16 protein-coding genes are annotated in these 15,311 nt (G+C 62.3%); 8 read left to right on the plus strand and 8 right to left on the minus strand.

What is annotated here, in order from left to right; genetic code table 11:
• From ACMG4O_RS02435 to ACMG4O_RS02445, 3 genes are read right to left on the minus strand one after another with little or no spacing between them, the layout of a single operon-like run.
• Entirely contained in the window at positions 1 to 411 is a 411-nt protein-coding gene (locus ACMG4O_RS02435) for a DUF6691 family protein (RefSeq protein ID WP_414434369.1), read from the minus strand.
• Positions 408 to 845, minus strand: coding sequence for a YeeE/YedE family protein (locus ACMG4O_RS02440; protein WP_185956864.1), 438 nt, complete (start codon positions 843 to 845; stop codon positions 408 to 410). The genes ACMG4O_RS02435 and ACMG4O_RS02440 overlap by 4 nt, the downstream gene beginning before the upstream one ends.
• The gene (locus ACMG4O_RS02445) at positions 842 to 1,756 is read right to left on the minus strand and encodes an MBL fold metallo-hydrolase (RefSeq protein ID WP_370201943.1); all 915 of its coding nucleotides are present in this window, start codon (positions 1,754 to 1,756) and stop codon (positions 842 to 844) included. The genes ACMG4O_RS02440 and ACMG4O_RS02445 overlap by 4 nt, the downstream gene beginning before the upstream one ends.
• Before the next feature lie 178 nt (positions 1,757 to 1,934).
• Between ACMG4O_RS02445 and ACMG4O_RS02450 the strand changes: the two genes are divergently transcribed.
• Positions 1,935 to 2,216, plus strand: coding sequence for an ArsR/SmtB family transcription factor (locus ACMG4O_RS02450; protein ID WP_414434370.1), 282 nt, complete (start codon positions 1,935 to 1,937; stop codon positions 2,214 to 2,216).
• On the opposite strand, the gene ACMG4O_RS02455 is transcribed toward ACMG4O_RS02450, so the two are convergent.
• From ACMG4O_RS02455 to ACMG4O_RS02465, 3 genes are all read right to left on the minus strand, one after another.
• A complete protein-coding gene (locus ACMG4O_RS02455; protein ID WP_370201945.1) occupies positions 2,179 to 3,828 on the minus strand; it encodes an alpha/beta hydrolase in 1,650 nt (549 codons plus the stop codon). The genes ACMG4O_RS02450 and ACMG4O_RS02455 overlap by 38 nt on opposite strands.
• 91 nt (positions 3,829 to 3,919) lie before the next feature.
• Positions 3,920 to 4,543, minus strand: coding sequence for a carboxymuconolactone decarboxylase family protein (locus ACMG4O_RS02460; protein ID WP_142947842.1), 624 nt, complete (start codon positions 4,541 to 4,543; stop codon positions 3,920 to 3,922).
• Complete coding sequence (locus ACMG4O_RS02465) at positions 4,540 to 5,571, minus strand: AraC family transcriptional regulator ligand-binding domain-containing protein (protein WP_414434371.1); 1,032 nt, start codon at positions 5,569 to 5,571, stop codon at positions 4,540 to 4,542. The genes ACMG4O_RS02460 and ACMG4O_RS02465 overlap by 4 nt, the downstream gene beginning before the upstream one ends.
• A 148-nt stretch (positions 5,572 to 5,719) precedes the next feature.
• Between ACMG4O_RS02465 and ACMG4O_RS02470 the strand changes: the two genes are divergently transcribed.
• The gene (locus tag ACMG4O_RS02470; protein WP_228548057.1) at positions 5,720 to 6,580 is read left to right on the plus strand and encodes an SDR family oxidoreductase; all 861 of its coding nucleotides are present in this window, start codon (positions 5,720 to 5,722) and stop codon (positions 6,578 to 6,580) included.
• Between the two features lie 4 nt (positions 6,581 to 6,584).
• Here ACMG4O_RS02470 and hmpA read toward each other — a convergent pair whose 3' ends face one another.
• On the minus strand, positions 6,585 to 7,802 hold the full coding sequence (gene hmpA, locus ACMG4O_RS02475) for an NO-inducible flavohemoprotein (RefSeq protein ID WP_414434372.1): 1,218 nt from the start codon (positions 7,800 to 7,802) through the stop codon (positions 6,585 to 6,587).
• A 100-nt stretch (positions 7,803 to 7,902) separates the two neighbouring features.
• On the opposite strand from hmpA, the gene ACMG4O_RS02480 reads away from it, so the two are divergent.
• Positions 7,903 to 8,340 carry an RrF2 family transcriptional regulator gene (locus ACMG4O_RS02480; protein ID WP_142947846.1) on the plus strand — a complete coding sequence of 146 codons (438 nt, stop codon included), beginning with the start codon at positions 7,903 to 7,905 and terminating at the stop codon, positions 8,338 to 8,340.
• Here ACMG4O_RS02480 and doeB read toward each other — a convergent pair whose 3' ends face one another.
• Entirely contained in the window at positions 8,341 to 9,330 is a 990-nt protein-coding gene (gene doeB / locus ACMG4O_RS02485; RefSeq protein WP_414434373.1) for a N(2)-acetyl-L-2,4-diaminobutanoate deacetylase DoeB, read from the minus strand.
• A 100-nt stretch (positions 9,331 to 9,430) separates the two neighbouring features.
• Between doeB and gmk the strand changes: the two genes are divergently transcribed.
• From gmk to ACMG4O_RS02510, 5 genes are all read left to right on the plus strand, one after another.
• On the plus strand, positions 9,431 to 10,063 hold the full coding sequence (gene gmk / locus ACMG4O_RS02490; RefSeq protein ID WP_142948012.1) for a guanylate kinase: 633 nt from the start codon (positions 9,431 to 9,433) through the stop codon (positions 10,061 to 10,063).
• Between the two features lie 46 nt (positions 10,064 to 10,109).
• On the plus strand, positions 10,110 to 10,373 hold the full coding sequence (gene rpoZ / locus ACMG4O_RS02495) for a DNA-directed RNA polymerase subunit omega (protein WP_142947848.1): 264 nt from the start codon (positions 10,110 to 10,112) through the stop codon (positions 10,371 to 10,373).
• A gap of 204 nt (positions 10,374 to 10,577) precedes the next feature.
• The gene (locus ACMG4O_RS02500) at positions 10,578 to 12,692 is read left to right on the plus strand and encodes a RelA/SpoT family protein (RefSeq protein ID WP_142947849.1); all 2,115 of its coding nucleotides are present in this window, start codon (positions 10,578 to 10,580) and stop codon (positions 12,690 to 12,692) included.
• 13 nt (positions 12,693 to 12,705) lie between these two features.
• A complete protein-coding gene (locus tag ACMG4O_RS02505) occupies positions 12,706 to 13,092 on the plus strand; it encodes a RidA family protein (protein ID WP_142947850.1) in 387 nt (128 codons plus the stop codon).
• A 277-nt stretch (positions 13,093 to 13,369) separates the two neighbouring features.
• The gene (locus ACMG4O_RS02510; protein WP_414434374.1) at positions 13,370 to 15,154 is read left to right on the plus strand and encodes an alpha/beta hydrolase; all 1,785 of its coding nucleotides are present in this window, start codon (positions 13,370 to 13,372) and stop codon (positions 15,152 to 15,154) included.
• Positions 15,155 to 15,311 lie beyond the last annotated feature (157 nt).

Consider the following 15,311-nt stretch of genomic DNA (forward strand, 5'->3'; position numbering starts at 1 on the left):
CTACGCCGGCAATCGCCGGAACCCCCACATCCCCACCAGCAAACCCACCACGAACAACACCGGCTCCCACAGCCCCATCACCAGCGCGGCGATGCCCGGGCCGGGGCAGTAGCCGGCCAGCCCCCAGCCGATGCCGAACAGGGCCGCGCCGCCGAGCAGGCGGCCATCGATATCGCTGCGGGTGGGCAAATGGAACTGGCCTTCGAACAGCGGCCGGTCCTGTTTGAGGATAAAGCGGAAACTGATCAGGGTAACCAGCACGGCGCCGCCCATGACGAACGCCAGGGTGGGGTCCCAGGTGCCGGTGATGTCCAGGAAGTTGAGCACCTTGGCCGGGTTGGTCATTTGCGAGATGGCCAGGCCGAGACCGAACAGCAGGCCGGCGATCAACGCGGCGATATTCTTCTTCATGCGCCCACTCCCAGTAAATGCCGGATCACGAACACGGTGAGGATGCCGGTGGCCATGAAGGTGGCCACCGAGGCCAGCGAGCGCGGCGACAGCCGGGCCAGGCCGCAGACGCCGTGGCCGCTGGTGCAGCCGCTGCCCAGCCGGGTGCCGAAACCGACGATCAGGCCGGCCACCAGGAATACCGGCCAGGGCATGTCCGACTGGAAGGCCAGGCTGCCGGGCACCAGCCAGAACGCCAGGGCGGCGCCGCCGAGCAGGCCGGCCAGGAACAGCCAGCGCCAGGCTCTGTCGCCGCCCGGCTCCACCGTGGCGCCGGCGACGATGCCGCTGATGCCGGCGATGCGCCCGTTGAGCCACAGCAGCAGCGAGGCGCTGGCGCCGATCAGCAGACCGCCGATCAGGCCGGCCCAGGGGGTGAAGTTCACGATGGTCATACCGGGAGCTCCTCGTCGTGCGCGGTCTGGGAGAACCCTTCCGGGTGGTTCAGGGGCACCTTGATGTAGCGCCGGCCGTTGTCGTCGGCGGGCGGGGTGTGGCCGGCGCGGACGTTGATCTGCACCGAGGGGATAATCAGATCGGGCAGGCCGAGGGTGGCGTCGCGCTCGGTACGCAGCTTGACGAAGTCGTCCTCGGAGCGGCCGCCGCCGACATGAATATTGTCGCGCTTCTGGTCACCCACGGTGGTTTCGTAACGGTAGTCGCGACCGCCGGGCCGGTAGTCGTGCAGCACGAACAGGCGGGTGTCGTCGGGCAGCTCGAACAACCGCTGGATCGACTGATACAGGGTATGGGCGCTGCCGCCGGGAAAGTCGCAGCGGGCGGTGCCGCCGTCGGGCATGAACAGGGTGTCGCCGACGAAGATAGCGTCGCCGATCTGATACGTCAGGTGGTCCGAGGTGTGCCCGGGCGTGGGGATGGCACGGGCCTCGATATTGCCCACCCGGAAGCTTTCGAAATCCTCGAACAGGTGCTCGAAGGGCGTGCCGTCCGCCTGGAAGCCGCGTTCGAAGCCGTAGACGTCCTTGAAGTGCTTCTGCACCTGGCGAATGCCGACACCGATGCCGGTGGTGCCGCCCAGCTGCCGGTGCACATGGGCGCCGCCGGCCAGGTGGTCGGCGTGGGCATGGGTCTCCAGCACCCACTCCACCTCCAGCCCCTGATCGCGGATGAAACCGATCAGTTCGTCGGCGGTATCGGTGCTGAGCCGTCCGGACTCGGCTTCGTAGTCGAGCACCGAATCGATCACCGCGGCGCGGCGGGTGTCCGGGTCCCAGACCACGTAGGAAAAGGTGGAGGTGGGCTCGTGAAGAAAGGAGCGAACCTGGGGGCGTTGCGCGGCTGCCATGAAAACCTCCTGGGTGACATCCATTTAATTCTTTATAGTCCGCGCCCTTTTATTAGTCAAATCTAATATAGAGAAATTTACATTACATATTCCTAATGCTATTTTGAGGTCAAATCATTGAAGCGATGCCATGACCGACACACGCCTTAAAAACAGCCCCCCAAAGCCCGATGAAGCCATGGCCGAGCACGCCGCCGACGCCGCCCGCCTGCTCAAGTCGTTGTCCCACGAGAAGCGCCTGCTGATTCTCTGCATGCTGGTGGAGGGCGAGATGACGGTGGGCGAGATCAACGCCCGGGTGGCGGGCAGCCAGTCAGTGGTCTCCCAGCACCTGGCGGTACTGCGCCGCGACGATCTGGTACAGACCCGCCGCGACGCTCAGACGATCTATTATTCCCTGCGGGGCACCCGGGCGACCCGCATTATCGAGGTGTTGCACGACCTGTTCTGCGACCGCTGAAACTCCTCGAGATCGTGCGCCAAACACCGAAACCCAGCCCCAACAGAAGGGCCGATAGGGGTATCGACCCGCCCCCGGACCCAGCAACCGGAGCGGAGCCGCCGCTGTTTTTCGCGGGGGCGCCGTCATTGGTGTCATCTTCAGGGGGAACATTAGGGAAGGGCTCGAAGGGGTCTTCATCCGGCACCACCGGTGCTACCGGCGGCGCAAGCCCCGCCGCCAGGAACACATCATCCAGCTGGAGCCAGGCATCATCACCGCCAGGCTGCAATCCGGCAAAGACACGTATAACATTATGGTCGCCCGTGTTAAACGGTAATTGATATAGCGCATAGTCCGCGCTTGCACTTATCGGCGTATCCACCAGCGTAGTCCCGTCCATTCCACGAACCCCCAGAAGAGTCAGCTTGGATCCGGATGTTCTTATCCAGGCGGACAGGTGGTAATCGGTTTTCTTGGCGACGGAGATCTCCTGGTACAGCTCGTTCCATTCGGTGTTGCTGTTGCGGACCCACCCATTGCTCACGCCCTGGTGTTCTAGCTCCAGCCCTCGATCCAGGCCACACTGACCCAGGCACTGCCAACCATTATTATCGGCATTTCCCAGAACGCCTTCCGTCTCGAAGTCACCGTTCACCAACCTATTGCTAGGCTCCGGCGGATTATCGAAGACACGCATTAGTTCTGGTAATTCCTGCCGGAAACTACGAATCCAGTAGCCCGGCGAATGCATGCCGTCACCATAGGGGTGAAACTGGTGGACTATTCCCAGTTGGTTGAGCCGATCATGCATGGCGAAATTCATTCGGTGCACCTCGGCTTCCTGAATCCAGCCCATGAACAGATTGACGGGGTTGTACTCGTTCTGATTATCGAGGACCCCACGGTTTCCGTTGCCGAAGTAGAAAGAGAGATGCATCCCCGCCAGATTGTGCGCCAGGTTGAGGGGGTTATGAGCTTGGCGGACCTCCGTATCGAGAGGCCAGATCCCAAAGATCGAGTAAGGCACTCTTGCGTCAATAACCGGTGAAACACCGATCCAATTCGAAATCAACTCTCTGCTGGTGTCGACTGCACCGGAGAATGCGGCGGCGGCGATGAATTGATCCGGGTGCCTCGCCGCGTAACTCATCGCGCCATAGCCTCCCATCGAAAGGCCAACCACTGCGCGCCCCTCGCGGCGGGCGTCGGTTGTAAAGGTGCTATCTACCCAGGGCACAAGCTCTTCAAAGAAAAAAGTCTCCCACTTCGGGGTGCCGTCTATACCAGGGACGGCCGCATCAGCATACCAGCTCCCTTTTCCCATCGACGGCTGGACGATGATTACGTCACGGTCGCCAACAATTTCCTGCACCCCCCATACCGTCCAGTCTTCATGGGTTCCGCCACCACCATGGAGCAGGTAAATAACCGGATATCCTGAAACAGTATTGGAATATCCGGTAGGCAACATCACCCTTACAGTGGTTGCATCCACAAGGTTATCGGAGACGATATCGAAGTCTATAATTTGTTGGTTTACCCGCTCGCCATCAGACACCTGAAAGGAGTAAAGTGGCGTACAAAAGAAAAGAAAAATAATAACCAAAAAATGGGGCGATCTGATCATCATGGCGCCTCGCAACTGTTGAAAATATGCGTAACGCCAAATCATCGCATTGTTGGAAGGATCAAATCCGGACAGCCAGGGTCACCGGATCCGCCTATCCCTTCGGCAGGCGCGCATAGAAGCCCTGTAACGTCTTCTCGGTGGCCGTTTCCAGCTCGATACCCGCGTTAATCAACAAGCCAGCGACCATTACATAATGGCCAACAAGCATAATTATTTCGATTACTTGCCTCTTGTTATACTTCTGGTTCAGCGCAAGCCAGTTGTCTTCATCAATAGGACGCTGCTGGCACAGCTGATCGCATACCTTCACCAGCAGTCGATCATCCTGGTTCAGGATGTCACCGGACGGTTTCGTGATCTCGATGATTTCATTATCGCTAACACCAACTTTCAGCGCCATTTCCACATGTTGACCCCACTCATAGCGACTTCTGCAGTGCCAAGCCACACGCAGGATCACTTTCTCCCTGTCCGTGGCGGGGAGCCGACCGAAAGGCATCATCTGGGAGGCGAAAATCAGCCATGGCCAGAAAAGCCGACCGTTAATGCCCAACACCGGAAATATATGCGGCAGCTCCGGCCGGCCAAAAAGTCGAGCCACGCCTGACAGACTGCGCAGCAGCAGAGCCCGCTGCCGCCGCGGCGGGGCGGGAATGCGAACGTAATCAGGGCCCGCCCAGCCGCTCTCGGGTCGTAATAGGTCTGCATCTTTCATAAGTTGTGATTTCCTCGCTGGCGATATTCTCCAGGTGTTAAACCAGTCCGCTTCTTGAACCATCGGATAAGGGATTGCCTTGACTGAAAGCCCAACTGAAATGCTGTTACCTCCAGTGTCTGGCGGCTATCCAATATCAAGTCAGGCGCCCTCTCCATACGGATTTCGTCGATTAGACTCCGGAATTTAACGTTATGGGCATCCAGTCTCCGATGCAGAGTGCGGCCGCTGATGCCCAACTGCTCCGCCACATCGTCCAAACCAGGGGGACTGTCGACAAACATGGCACGTGCAAGTCGCATGACGGTCTTCGGTAACGCCGTGTTTTGTTGCCGCTGTCGCATTAGAACATCGGCGTGTTGCGCCAGCGCGGTCTTAATGCCAGGGTCACCGTGGCCAAGCGGCCGGTCCATCAATGTCCGGTCAAAACAGATGCCCGCTTGTGGCTGATCAAAATAAATTGGGCTTTGGAAAAGTTGTTGGAGACGTGACCGCGCCTCTTTCGTTTCAGGTGGTGGGTGAGTAAATTTGACTTCAAGGGGAACCACGGGGGCCGGTTGCAACAGGGTACGGGCAAGCACCGTGAAGCTACCCAGGACATAGTCGTAAGCATGCCTGCGAAAAAGAGGGGTGCCCGCCAGGCACTCCCAAGCAACATGGACCCGGCCTGGCAGGTAGGCCACCTTGCTGCGCCCGAAGCTACTAAGCAGCCCATTATAGCGGACGATCAAATCCAAAACGTCCGCGAAGCGTGTGCAGCTCTGGCTAAGGTAGCCAAGAACCCCAAACGCGGCCGGCTGGGTGCTCTCCGCCATCACCAGCCCGAACGGGTAACCCGGGAATCGCGCGTCGAGCTGTGCCAGGAGTTCTTCGAGCATGGAGATCGGCAGTGTGGCCTCCGCGCCGATCGGCGGGTTCTTCCGCCCCAGCCTGAGCAACCATTGCTCGACATCAAGACCATTGGCCTGTGCGGTGCGGGCGAGATGCTGGAGGTGGGGGGCCGCCACCCAATTATCGTTATCATCCACGGCAATTCTCCTAACGATATCGCCGAGTATGTCACACCTTCGGTCACACAAGACGCTTTGGCGCTTTTGGGCCCTTATTGTGGCGCGATGGGTTACCGATAGCAGCCAGACAGCATGGCATCATGCCCGCCTTAAATAGGAGATCTTCATGAAGTCACTGCGCAATAGGCTCTGCTTGGTTACCGGAGCCGCCAGCGGGATTGGCCGGGCAACGGCGGAGTTGCTCGTAGACGAAGGCGCCAGGCTGTGCCTGACCGACATCAACCGGCCGTCACTGGACGCTGTGACGCAAGAGCTAACGGAGAAGGGCGGACGGGTATTATTCCATCGGGCGCTTGACGTCTCCGATCCATACGCGGTGCAGGCCTTCGCCGACGATATCCATAAGCAACATGGTTGTGTCGACGTGGTAATGAACATTGCGGGCATCTCGACCTGGGGTACGATCGAGAATCTGGAGCTAACGCATTGGAATCAGATCATCGAGGTCAATTTATTAGGGCCGGTTCATATCATCCACGCGTTTTTGCCACCGATGATCAAGGCTGGCAGGGGCGGTCACCTGGTCAATGTGTCCTCCGCCGCGGGTCTGTTCGGCTTGCCCTGGCACGCCGCCTATAGTGCCAGCAAGTTCGGCTTGAGAGGCATCAGCGAAGTGCTGCGCTTCGACCTTCGCCAACACGGCATCGGTGTAAGCCTAGTTTGTCCCGGGGCAGTGGACACCGGCTTGGTGAAAACTATCAATGTTGTCGGCGTGGATCGGGATGACCCCGATGTACAGGCCTTGACGCGACGCTTCCAGCGGCACGCCAAAACCCCCGAGCACGCGGCAAAGAAGATTATTGCCGGGGTTAAGAAGAATCGCTACTGGATATTTACGTCCCTTGATATCCGCCTAGGCGTGCTTGCCCAGCGTTTTTGCCCACTGCTCTATGAAGGGGCCATGAAATGGCTGAGCCGCATCGTATTCAAAGTGTATAAAGATACCGATAACGGCTCGCTCAGGTGATGACTCAGGCCGCCAGCGCCGCCGGTCCGAAGAACTCATAGTGAACCCTGTCCATCGGCACGCCGCGCCGGCTTAGCAGCGCGTGGACGTGGCGCAGCATGGGTTCCGGCCCGCACAGATAGTAGTGGGCGCCGTCCACGGTGAGCGCGTCGAGCAGCGCCTCATCGATCAGGCCGTTGCTGTGGTAACCCCGGCCCGGTTCGTCGCCGGCGAGCGGGTCGCTGTAGCGCACATGCACTTGCAGGTTGGGGTGCGCGGCGGCCAGCGCCCGCACTTCCTCGCGGAACGGATGCACCCGGCTGTTCAGCGCCCCCTGGATCAGCGTCACCGGACGGCTGGCCGGCGACGCCGCCAGGCACTGGTGCAGCATGGACAGCAACGGCGTGATGCCGACACCGCCGGCGATCAGCACCACCGGCGCCTCCTGCTCCCGGGTATCGAGCACGAACTCTCCGGCCGGCGGCGCCAACTCCACGTGGTCACCCTCTTTGAGGTTGGCGTGCAGGTGGTTGGAGCAGACCCCGTCCGGGGCACCGTCCACCGGCGCCGCTTCCCGCTTGACGCTGATCCGGAAGTGCTGGTCGCCGGGCGCGTTGGACAGGCTGTAGTTGCGCATCACCGGGCCGGCGCCGGGCACGTCCACGCGCAGGGTGATGTACTGGCCGGGTTTGTGCGGCTGCAGCGCGGCGCCGTCGGCGGGCCGCAGGTAGAAGGAGGTGATGTTGTCACTCTCCGCTTCGCGGCGCGCCACCACGAACGGCTTGAAGCCCTGCCAGCCGAACCGCTGCTTCTGCTCTTGGTAAATGTCCGCCTCCCGGCCGATGAAGATGTCCGCCAGGGCGCCGTAGGCGGCCGCCCAGGCGTCGATGATGTCATCGGTGGCGGCGTCGCCGAGCACTTCCTTGATCGAGGCGAGCAGGTTCTCGCCGACGATCGGATAGTGCTCCGGCCGAATCCCCAGCGACACATGCTTCTGCGCGATCAGCTCCACCGCGTCGGTGAGCGCCGCCGGGTTGTCCACGTGTTGGGCGTAGGCACAGATGGCACCGGCCAGGGCGCGCTGCTGAGACCCGGACCGCTGATGCGCCGGATTGAAGTAGGGGCGCACTTCCGGATTGTGCTCGAACATGCGCTGGTAGAAATGGCGGGTGAGGGTTTCCCCGTGTTCCTGCAGCACCGGCACGGTGGCTTTGATAACGGCGAGTTGATCGGCGGTCAGCATGATTCCAGGTCTCCTGTTGCTCCGGACTTAAAAGAGGCGTTTTACATACCTCTTTTAAACAGGAATACTATATACCTCTTTAAAAGCGGTCAACGACTTTATGCAACTGACGACCCACACCGATTACTCCCTGCGTCTGCTGATCTATCTGGGGCTGTCCCGCGACAAGGCCCCGGCCACGGTGCAGGAAATCGCGCTGAGCTACGGCATCTCGGCGAACCACATCGCCAAGGTGGCGCAGACACTGACGCGGCTGGGCTATGTGAAGAGCCTGCGCGGGCGCGGCGGCGGCCTGGTGCTGGCCGGCGATCCGGAACGGATCTCGGTGGGCGAGGTGGTCAGGCAGACCGAGAATCTGAAGCTGCTCGAATGCTTCGGGGAGAATTCGTCCTGCCCGATCGACCCGGCCTGCACCCTGAAAAAAGTGCTGGGCCGGGCGCAGGAGGCGTTTCTGCAGGTGCTGGACGGCTACACGCTGGCGGAACTGATCACCAACGACACCGAACTGCGGGGCCTGCTGCTCCCCGCCAGTGCCTGACTACAACGGCACCGCCAGCACCGCGAAGGTGTCGCCCATGGCCACCTTGGCGGGGTGACGGCGGCCGATCAGCAGGCCATCCACCGGGGCGCGGTATTCCGCCGGTTCGGCGCCGGTGCGCTCCATGGAATAGACCCGCGCCATCACCGCGCCGGCTTTCACCGGCGCCCCCAGGTTGACCGCGAATTCCAGCAAGCCGGCGTGTTCGCTCTGCAGGTAGTGGGCGCTGTCGGGAATCTCCAGCATACGGGTAGGCGACATTCGCGGCTCGCCGGGCAGAATACCGGCCCAGCGCAACACGTTGTCCACGCCCTGCTCCGCCAGCGCCACGGTCTCCGGCGTGGTGGTGCCGCCGCCGCCCAGCTCGGTGCTGATGAACACCTTGCCCTGGGCCTCCACCACGGTGTCGTAGAGCGCGTCGCCTTCCAGCTCCGCCATCAGCAGGGTGTTGGGGGCGCCGAAGGCGCGCGCGCCTTCCAGGCAGCGGCGCGCCAGGTCGGCGTCGGCCAGCCGGTGGGTGGCGGCGAACGGCAACAGATCCAGGGTGCGGCCGCCGGAATGGATGTCCAGCGCCAGATCGCACAGCGGCACCAGGTAGCGGGTGAAATAGTCGGCGATGCGCTGGGTGAGGCTGCCGGTGGGGCTGCCCGGAAACGCCCGGTTCAGGTTGCCCTTGTCGAGCGGCGAGGTGCGGGTGCCGTTAAGCACCGCCGGGTGGTTCATCATCGGCACGATGATCACCCGCCCACGGATGTCCTCGGCGCGCAGGCGGCCGGCCAGCTTGAGCAGGGCGGTGATGCCTTCGTACTCGTCGCCGTGGTTGCCGCCGGTGAGCAGGGCGGTGGGGCCGTCGCCGTTGCGCGCCACCGTGATCGGAATCATCAGGCTGCCCCAGGCGGAGTCGTCGTGGGAGTGCGGCAGCTTGAGAAAACCGTGTTGCACACCGTCGCGGTGGAAATCCACGGTGGCGGTGATCGGGCTGTCCTGCATGGTGTCTCCTTCGGGCTTGGCCATGACGGGCCGCGGACTTCCCCCTATAATGCCCGTTTTCGCGGGCAGTGAGACCCCGGCAGACAGGAACCGCATGCGTATGACCGACAAAGGCACTCTCTATATTGTGTCGGCCCCCTCCGGCGCCGGTAAAACTTCCCTGGTGGCGGCGCTGGTGGAAAAGCTGCCCCGCCTGCGTATCTCCGTATCGCACACCACCCGGCCGCGCCGGGAGGGCGAAGTGGAAGGGGTCAATTACCACTTCACCAGCCGCGAGACCTTCGTGCGCATGGTGGAAGAGGGCCGGTTCCTGGAGCACGCCGAGGTGTTCGGCAACCTGTACGGCACCAGCGCCGACTGGGTGGCGGAGACGCTGCGCGGCGGCGAGGACGTGATTCTCGAGATCGACTGGCAGGGCGCCGCCCAGATCCGCCACCTGCTGCCGGAGGCGGCCAGCATCTTCATCCTGCCGCCGTGCCTGAAGACCCTGGCCCAGCGCCTGCGCACCCGCGCCTCGGACGACGACCACGTGATCGAGAAGCGCCTCGCCGGGGCCCGGGAAGAGATGAGCCACTACGGCGAGTTCGACTATCTGGTGGTCAACGACAACTTCGAACGGGCCCTGCACGAGCTGGCCGCCATCGTCGAAGCGCGCCGTCTGACCACCGACCGCCAGGCGGTACGCCAGGCGGCCACGCTCGCCGACTTGTTGTCCGGTACTGAAACCCAGTAGAATCGCGGGCCGCACTAGGTGCGCGCCCCCGCAATAGGAGATCGACATGGCCCGTGTAACCGTAGAAGACTGCCTGGAAAACCTGGATAACCGCTTTGAGCTGGTTCTGGTATCCAGCCGGCGCGCCCGCCAGCTGCAGACCGGCGGCAAGGAGCCGCGCGTGGCCTGGGAAAACGACAAGCCCACCGTGGTGGCGCTGCGCGAGATCGCCGCGGGGGAAGTGACCTCCGAATCGGTTGAAAACCCGATCGCCGATCAGGGCGCCGATGTGGACGACCTGGCGATGCTGACCCAGTCGTTCGGCGAGTAACGCCAAAGTGACGTGAGGGGCCGCGATGCCGCGCCCCTCGCTCCGCAACACTTCCCTGACAAGCCTTCATAGCGCCCGCCTTTCAGACCGAAAACCCCTGCCTTTTCAAGCGCTCACGGCGGTAACGTAGACAAATCACCACGCCAAACCTAAGCTAGGAATTATCGTTCACTTCGATTCGCCCTGGTGGCGTGGCGAGGAATCTTGCCCTCGATCAACAACCTGAAAAAACGGTTACGCAGCTACCTGACGGAAGAGCAAATTTCACAGGTGGTTCGCGCCTACTATTTTGCCGAGAAAGCCCACGAGGGCCAGTACCGGCGAAGCGGGGATCCCTATATCACGCATCCGCTGGCGGTGGCGAACATCCTGGTGGACATGCACATGGACTACGCCTCGCTGATGGCGGCCATGCTGCACGACGTGATCGAGGACACCGGCGTCTCCAAGGAGCAGCTCGCCGAGGCGTTCAGCGAGGAAGTCGCCGAGCTGGTGGACGGGGTCTCCAAGATCGCCCAGATCAAGTTCGAATCGAAAGCGGAGCAGCAGGCCGAGAATCTGCGCAAGATGATGCTGGCCATGACCCGCGACATCCGCGTGATCCTGGTGAAGCTGGCCGACCGTCTGCACAACATGCGCACCCTGCATGTGATGCGCGCCGAGAAGCGCAAGCGCATCGCCACGGAAACCCTGGAAATCTACGCGCCGATCGCGTTCCGGCTGGGCATGTACAACATGCGCGTGGAGTACGAGGATCTCGCCTTCCACAATATCCACCCGATGCGCGCGCGGCTGATCGGCAAGGCGGTGCAATCGGCGCGCGGCAACCGCCGTGAGATTCTCTCCTCGATCAAGACCAGCCTGGAGCGCAGCCTCGAGGAAGAGGGCATCCAGGCCCGGGTGCTGGGCCGGGAAAAGCATCTGTACAGCATCTACCAGAAGATGAAGGAACAGCATAAGCCGTTCGCGGACATCATGGACGTGTTCGGCTTCCGCATCATCGTCGACCGGGTGGACACCTGCTACCGGGTGCTGGGCGCGGTGCACAATCACTTCATTCCGATTCCCGGCCGCTTCAAGGATTACGTGGCGATTCCCAAGGCCAACGGCTATCAGTCGCTGCACACCACGCTGAAGGCGCACTCCGGCATTCCGCTGGAGATTCAGATCCGCACCGAGGAAATGGAAGCGATGGCCAACAACGGCATCGCCGCCCACTGGCTGTACAAGTCCCACGACGAGCCCGGCTCGCCCACCCACACACGGGCCCAGTCCTGGATGAAGCGGCTGCTGGAAATCCAGCAGAAAGCCGGCAACTCCATGGAGTTCATCGAGAACGTAAAGGTGGACCTGTTCCCGGACGAGGCCTACGTGTTCACGCCCAAGGGCGACATCAAGGAACTGCCCGCCGGCGCCACGCCGGTGGACTTCGCCTACGCGGTGCACACCAAGGTGGGCACCCGCTGCGTGGCGGCGCGCATCGACGGCAAGCTGGCGGCGCTGTCCACGCCGCTGGAATCCGGGCAGACGGTGAAGATCATCACCGCCCCCAACGCCACCCCCAACCCGGGCTGGCTGAATTTCGTGGTGACCGGCAAGGCGCGCTCCAACATTCGCCACTTCCTCAAGCAGCAGCGCCGCGAGGACGCCGCCGAGCTGGGCCAGCGGCTGCTGGAGAAAGCGCTGATCCCCTACCAGCTGGATCTGTCGCTGTTATCGGAAAAAACCCTGCAACAGGAACTGAACAACAACCACTACGGCACCGTGGACGAACTGCTCGAGGACATCGGCATGGGCAACCGGCTGGCGCCGCTGGTGGCGCGCAAGCTGGCCGGTGCCCGTGGCGAGAACCGCGACCCGGAGGACGACCGCCTGCCCCTGGCGATTCGCGGCAGCGAAGGGCTGATGGTGACCTACGCCAAATGCTGCTACCCGCTGCCCGGCGACACCGTGATCGGCCACCTGAGCGCCGGCAAGGGCATCGTGGTGCACCGCGACACCTGCAAGAATCTGCTCGCGGAAATGCGCGACGCGCCGGAAAAATGCATTCCACTGAACTGGGACAAGGACGTGGAGCAGGAATTCACCGCCGCGCTGCGCATCGAGCTGGTCAACAAACGCGGCGTGCTGGCGACCCTGGCCAACGTGGTCTCCGAGCTGGGCTCCAACATCGACACCATCGACATGGCCGGCAAAGACCCCACCCTGTCGATCATCAACGTCACCCTCACCGTGAAACACCGGGTCCACCTGGCGCGCATCATCAAGCGGTTGCGCACCGTGGACAATGTTGTGAGGATTCACCGCATCAGTGCCTGAAGGAAACAGCAGCATGTCCAATCGTTCCGTGATCAAAACCGACCGGGCGCCCGCCGCCATCGGTCCCTACTCCCAGGCCATCAAGGCCGGCTCCACCGTCTACCTGTCCGGCCAGATCCCGCTGGACCCGGCCACCATGGAACTGGTCGGCGGCGGCATGGACGCCCAGGTACGGCGTGTCTTCGATAACCTCAGCGCGGTCTGTGACGCGGCCGGGGGCGCCCTGCACGACATCGTCAAACTGAACATCTTTCTCACCGACCTGAGCCATTTCAATCTGGTCAACGAGATCATGAAAGAATACTTCCAGGAGCCCTACCCGGCCCGTGCCGCCATCGGCGTGGCCGCCCTGCCCAAGGGCGCCGAGGTGGAAATGGACGCGGTGATGGATATCGCCTGACCGGCGCCGCGCACCAAAACGACGCCAGAGGGCGCCCCACCGGCGCCCTTTTTTTGTGCCTGGAACGGTACGGATCGTCCCGCAACGGACGCTTTCATCACCTGATCTTCACTCTCCCAACGCTTTTTACAATTAAAAATACCCCTATAAAAACAATCACTTTTACATCAATTAAGTAAACTCAAATGCCTTCCCGCAAGGCCGGTGGCACTCAACTTGCCTGAGTACGCCCGTCCTGATTGGACACTTGCCGCCTTACCTTCAAGGGGAAAACATTATGAGCAGCACCTTTCGTTCTCTGCCCGGAAACGGGCTGGGTCTGGTCTTCCTGTCGGCCTTTCTGTTCCTTGCCGGCTGCGGAGGCGACTCTTCATCCTCCTACGTGGAAGACACACCCGACGCCAAGACCACCCCGGACGCCGTAAGCACCGGCGTGGCAGCGGACCCCTCCACCGCCGGTCCGTTCACCGTCGCCGAAGAGGAATACAACTTCGGCCGCATGACCGTCATGGACAACAAAAACGGGGACAGCTACGACACCGACATCCACGGCTACATCCAGTACCCCGAGGGTCAGACCGGCCCCTTCCCGGTGGTGCTTTTCCTGCACGGCCGCCACGGCACCTGCTACGACGGCTGGGGGATCGACGACGACGATTGTGCCAACCCGATCCCCAGCTACCGGGGTTACGAATACATCTCCCGCAATCTGGCCAGCCACGGCTACGCGGTGATTTCCGTGGACGCCAACGACATCAACGATAACGACAGCGGCCCCAGCAACGGCGACACCGGGGCACTCGCCCGGTCCATGCTGGTGGTGCGTCACCTGGACGAATTCCGCACCATCAACGCCTCCGGCGGCAACAGCCTGGACATGCTGACCGGCAAACTGGACATGAGCGAAATCGGCATCATGGGCCACTCCCGCGGCGGTGAAGGCGTGAATCAGACCGTGATCTACAACCGCAACCAGCCCGAGCCGCACAACATCACCGCGGTGTTCTCGCTGGCGCCCACCGACTACAACACCCAGACGGTCAGCAACGTCACCTTCCTGGCCCTGGCCGGCTACTGCGACGGCGATGTGGAAGATCTGATGGGCAACTTCGCCTACGACACCAGCCGCTACGCCGTGGATAACGACCCCTATCCCAAGTTCCAGCTGATTCCCATGGGCGCCAACCACAACTACTACAACACGGTCTGGACCACCGACACCCGCCCGGACGACTGGACCATTCTCGACAGCGACGGCGACGACCCCTGGTGCGGCGAGAACGCCGCCGGTAACGGCCGCGACACGCCGGAAGTGCAGCAGGCCCAGGGCCTGTTCTTCATCGCCTCGTTCTTCCGCTACTTCATCGGCGGCGAACAGGAATTCGGCGCCTACTGGAACGGCCAGACCTCGGTGCCCGGCAACACCTGCCCGGACGGCACCGGCCCCTGCGACGACCGCTATCTGCTGAGCATCCACGCCCCGGCGGCGGACCGCCTGGTGATCGACGACACCCTGGACCCGGCCAGCCTGACCACCAACAACCTGGGCGGCGCGGTGCGCTTCGACGGCTTCTCCTCGTTCGGCATCTGCCAGACCAACGGCCGGCCCGGCGAGGGCTGCGACGTGGCCACCCCCACCTTCAACATCGCCGAGCAGCTGTTCATGGCCTGGGACACCGCGGCCACCTACCGTTCCGAATTGCTGGGCGTGAACGCGGTCGACTACCAGGTGCTGTCGGTGCGCGTGGGCGTGTCCCACGGCGACGCCGACAACACCGCCGGCCAGGACTTCCAGGTGATCCTTGAGGACATGGACGGCAACCGCGTGTCCGCCCTGGCCAGCGACTACACCGAAAGCCTGTTCTACCCGCCGGGCCGGGAATTCTACGACGAGACCAACCACGGTTCGCAGAAGACCACGCTCAACGCCGTGGACATTCCGCTGACCGCGTTCGAAGGTGTGGATTTCACCAACCTCAACGCCATCGAGCTGGCCTTCGACCAGACCCCCGCCGGCACCGTCCAGGTCACCGACCTGGTGCTGCAGCGCGTCGACTTCTAACCCTGACGGTTCGGGCTGGGCCTGAGCGGGCCCAGCCCGCGAAAGGGTGGCTTTCAGCCACCCGGCAAGCGCCCACAAGGCTCCTTCACGACCACCTCTCAAATTCCCCGTTCGGCCTCTCAGGTTATTGACAGCTTTTATTCATCGGGCGGATATT

It is taken from the genome of Alloalcanivorax venustensis (assembly GCF_047495515.1).
Taxonomy (GTDB): domain Bacteria; phylum Pseudomonadota; class Gammaproteobacteria; order Pseudomonadales; family Alcanivoracaceae; genus Alloalcanivorax; species Alloalcanivorax venustensis.

Bases quoted from the DNA above. Each gene is read 5' to 3' on its own strand.
- gmk (WP_142948012.1), top strand. From the start codon at position 9,431: ATGACCGACAAAGGCACTCTCTATATTGTGTCGGCCCCCTCCGGCGCC.
- ACMG4O_RS02455 (WP_370201945.1), bottom strand. From the start codon at position 3,828: ATGATGATCAGATCGCCCCATTTTTTGGTTATTATTTTTCTTTTCTTT.
- doeB (WP_414434373.1), bottom strand. From the start codon at position 9,330: ATGCAGGACAGCCCGATCACCGCCACCGTGGATTTCCACCGCGACGGT.
- ACMG4O_RS02460 (WP_142947842.1), bottom strand. From the start codon at position 4,543: ATGAAAGATGCAGACCTATTACGACCCGAGAGCGGCTGGGCGGGCCCT.
- ACMG4O_RS02470 (WP_228548057.1), top strand. From the start codon at position 5,720: ATGAAGTCACTGCGCAATAGGCTCTGCTTGGTTACCGGAGCCGCCAGC.
- ACMG4O_RS02435 (WP_414434369.1), bottom strand. From the start codon at position 411: ATGAAGAAGAATATCGCCGCGTTGATCGCCGGCCTGCTGTTCGGTCTC.
- rpoZ (WP_142947848.1), top strand. From the start codon at position 10,110: ATGGCCCGTGTAACCGTAGAAGACTGCCTGGAAAACCTGGATAACCGC.
- ACMG4O_RS02510 (WP_414434374.1), top strand. From the start codon at position 13,370: ATGAGCAGCACCTTTCGTTCTCTGCCCGGAAACGGGCTGGGTCTGGTC.
- ACMG4O_RS02450 (WP_414434370.1), top strand. From the start codon at position 1,935: ATGGCCGAGCACGCCGCCGACGCCGCCCGCCTGCTCAAGTCGTTGTCC.
- ACMG4O_RS02445 (WP_370201943.1), bottom strand. From the start codon at position 1,756: ATGGCAGCCGCGCAACGCCCCCAGGTTCGCTCCTTTCTTCACGAGCCC.
- ACMG4O_RS02480 (WP_142947846.1), top strand. From the start codon at position 7,903: ATGCAACTGACGACCCACACCGATTACTCCCTGCGTCTGCTGATCTAT.
- hmpA (WP_414434372.1), bottom strand. From the start codon at position 7,802: ATGCTGACCGCCGATCAACTCGCCGTTATCAAAGCCACCGTGCCGGTG.
- ACMG4O_RS02505 (WP_142947850.1), top strand. From the start codon at position 12,706: ATGTCCAATCGTTCCGTGATCAAAACCGACCGGGCGCCCGCCGCCATC.
- ACMG4O_RS02440 (WP_185956864.1), bottom strand. From the start codon at position 845: ATGACCATCGTGAACTTCACCCCCTGGGCCGGCCTGATCGGCGGTCTG.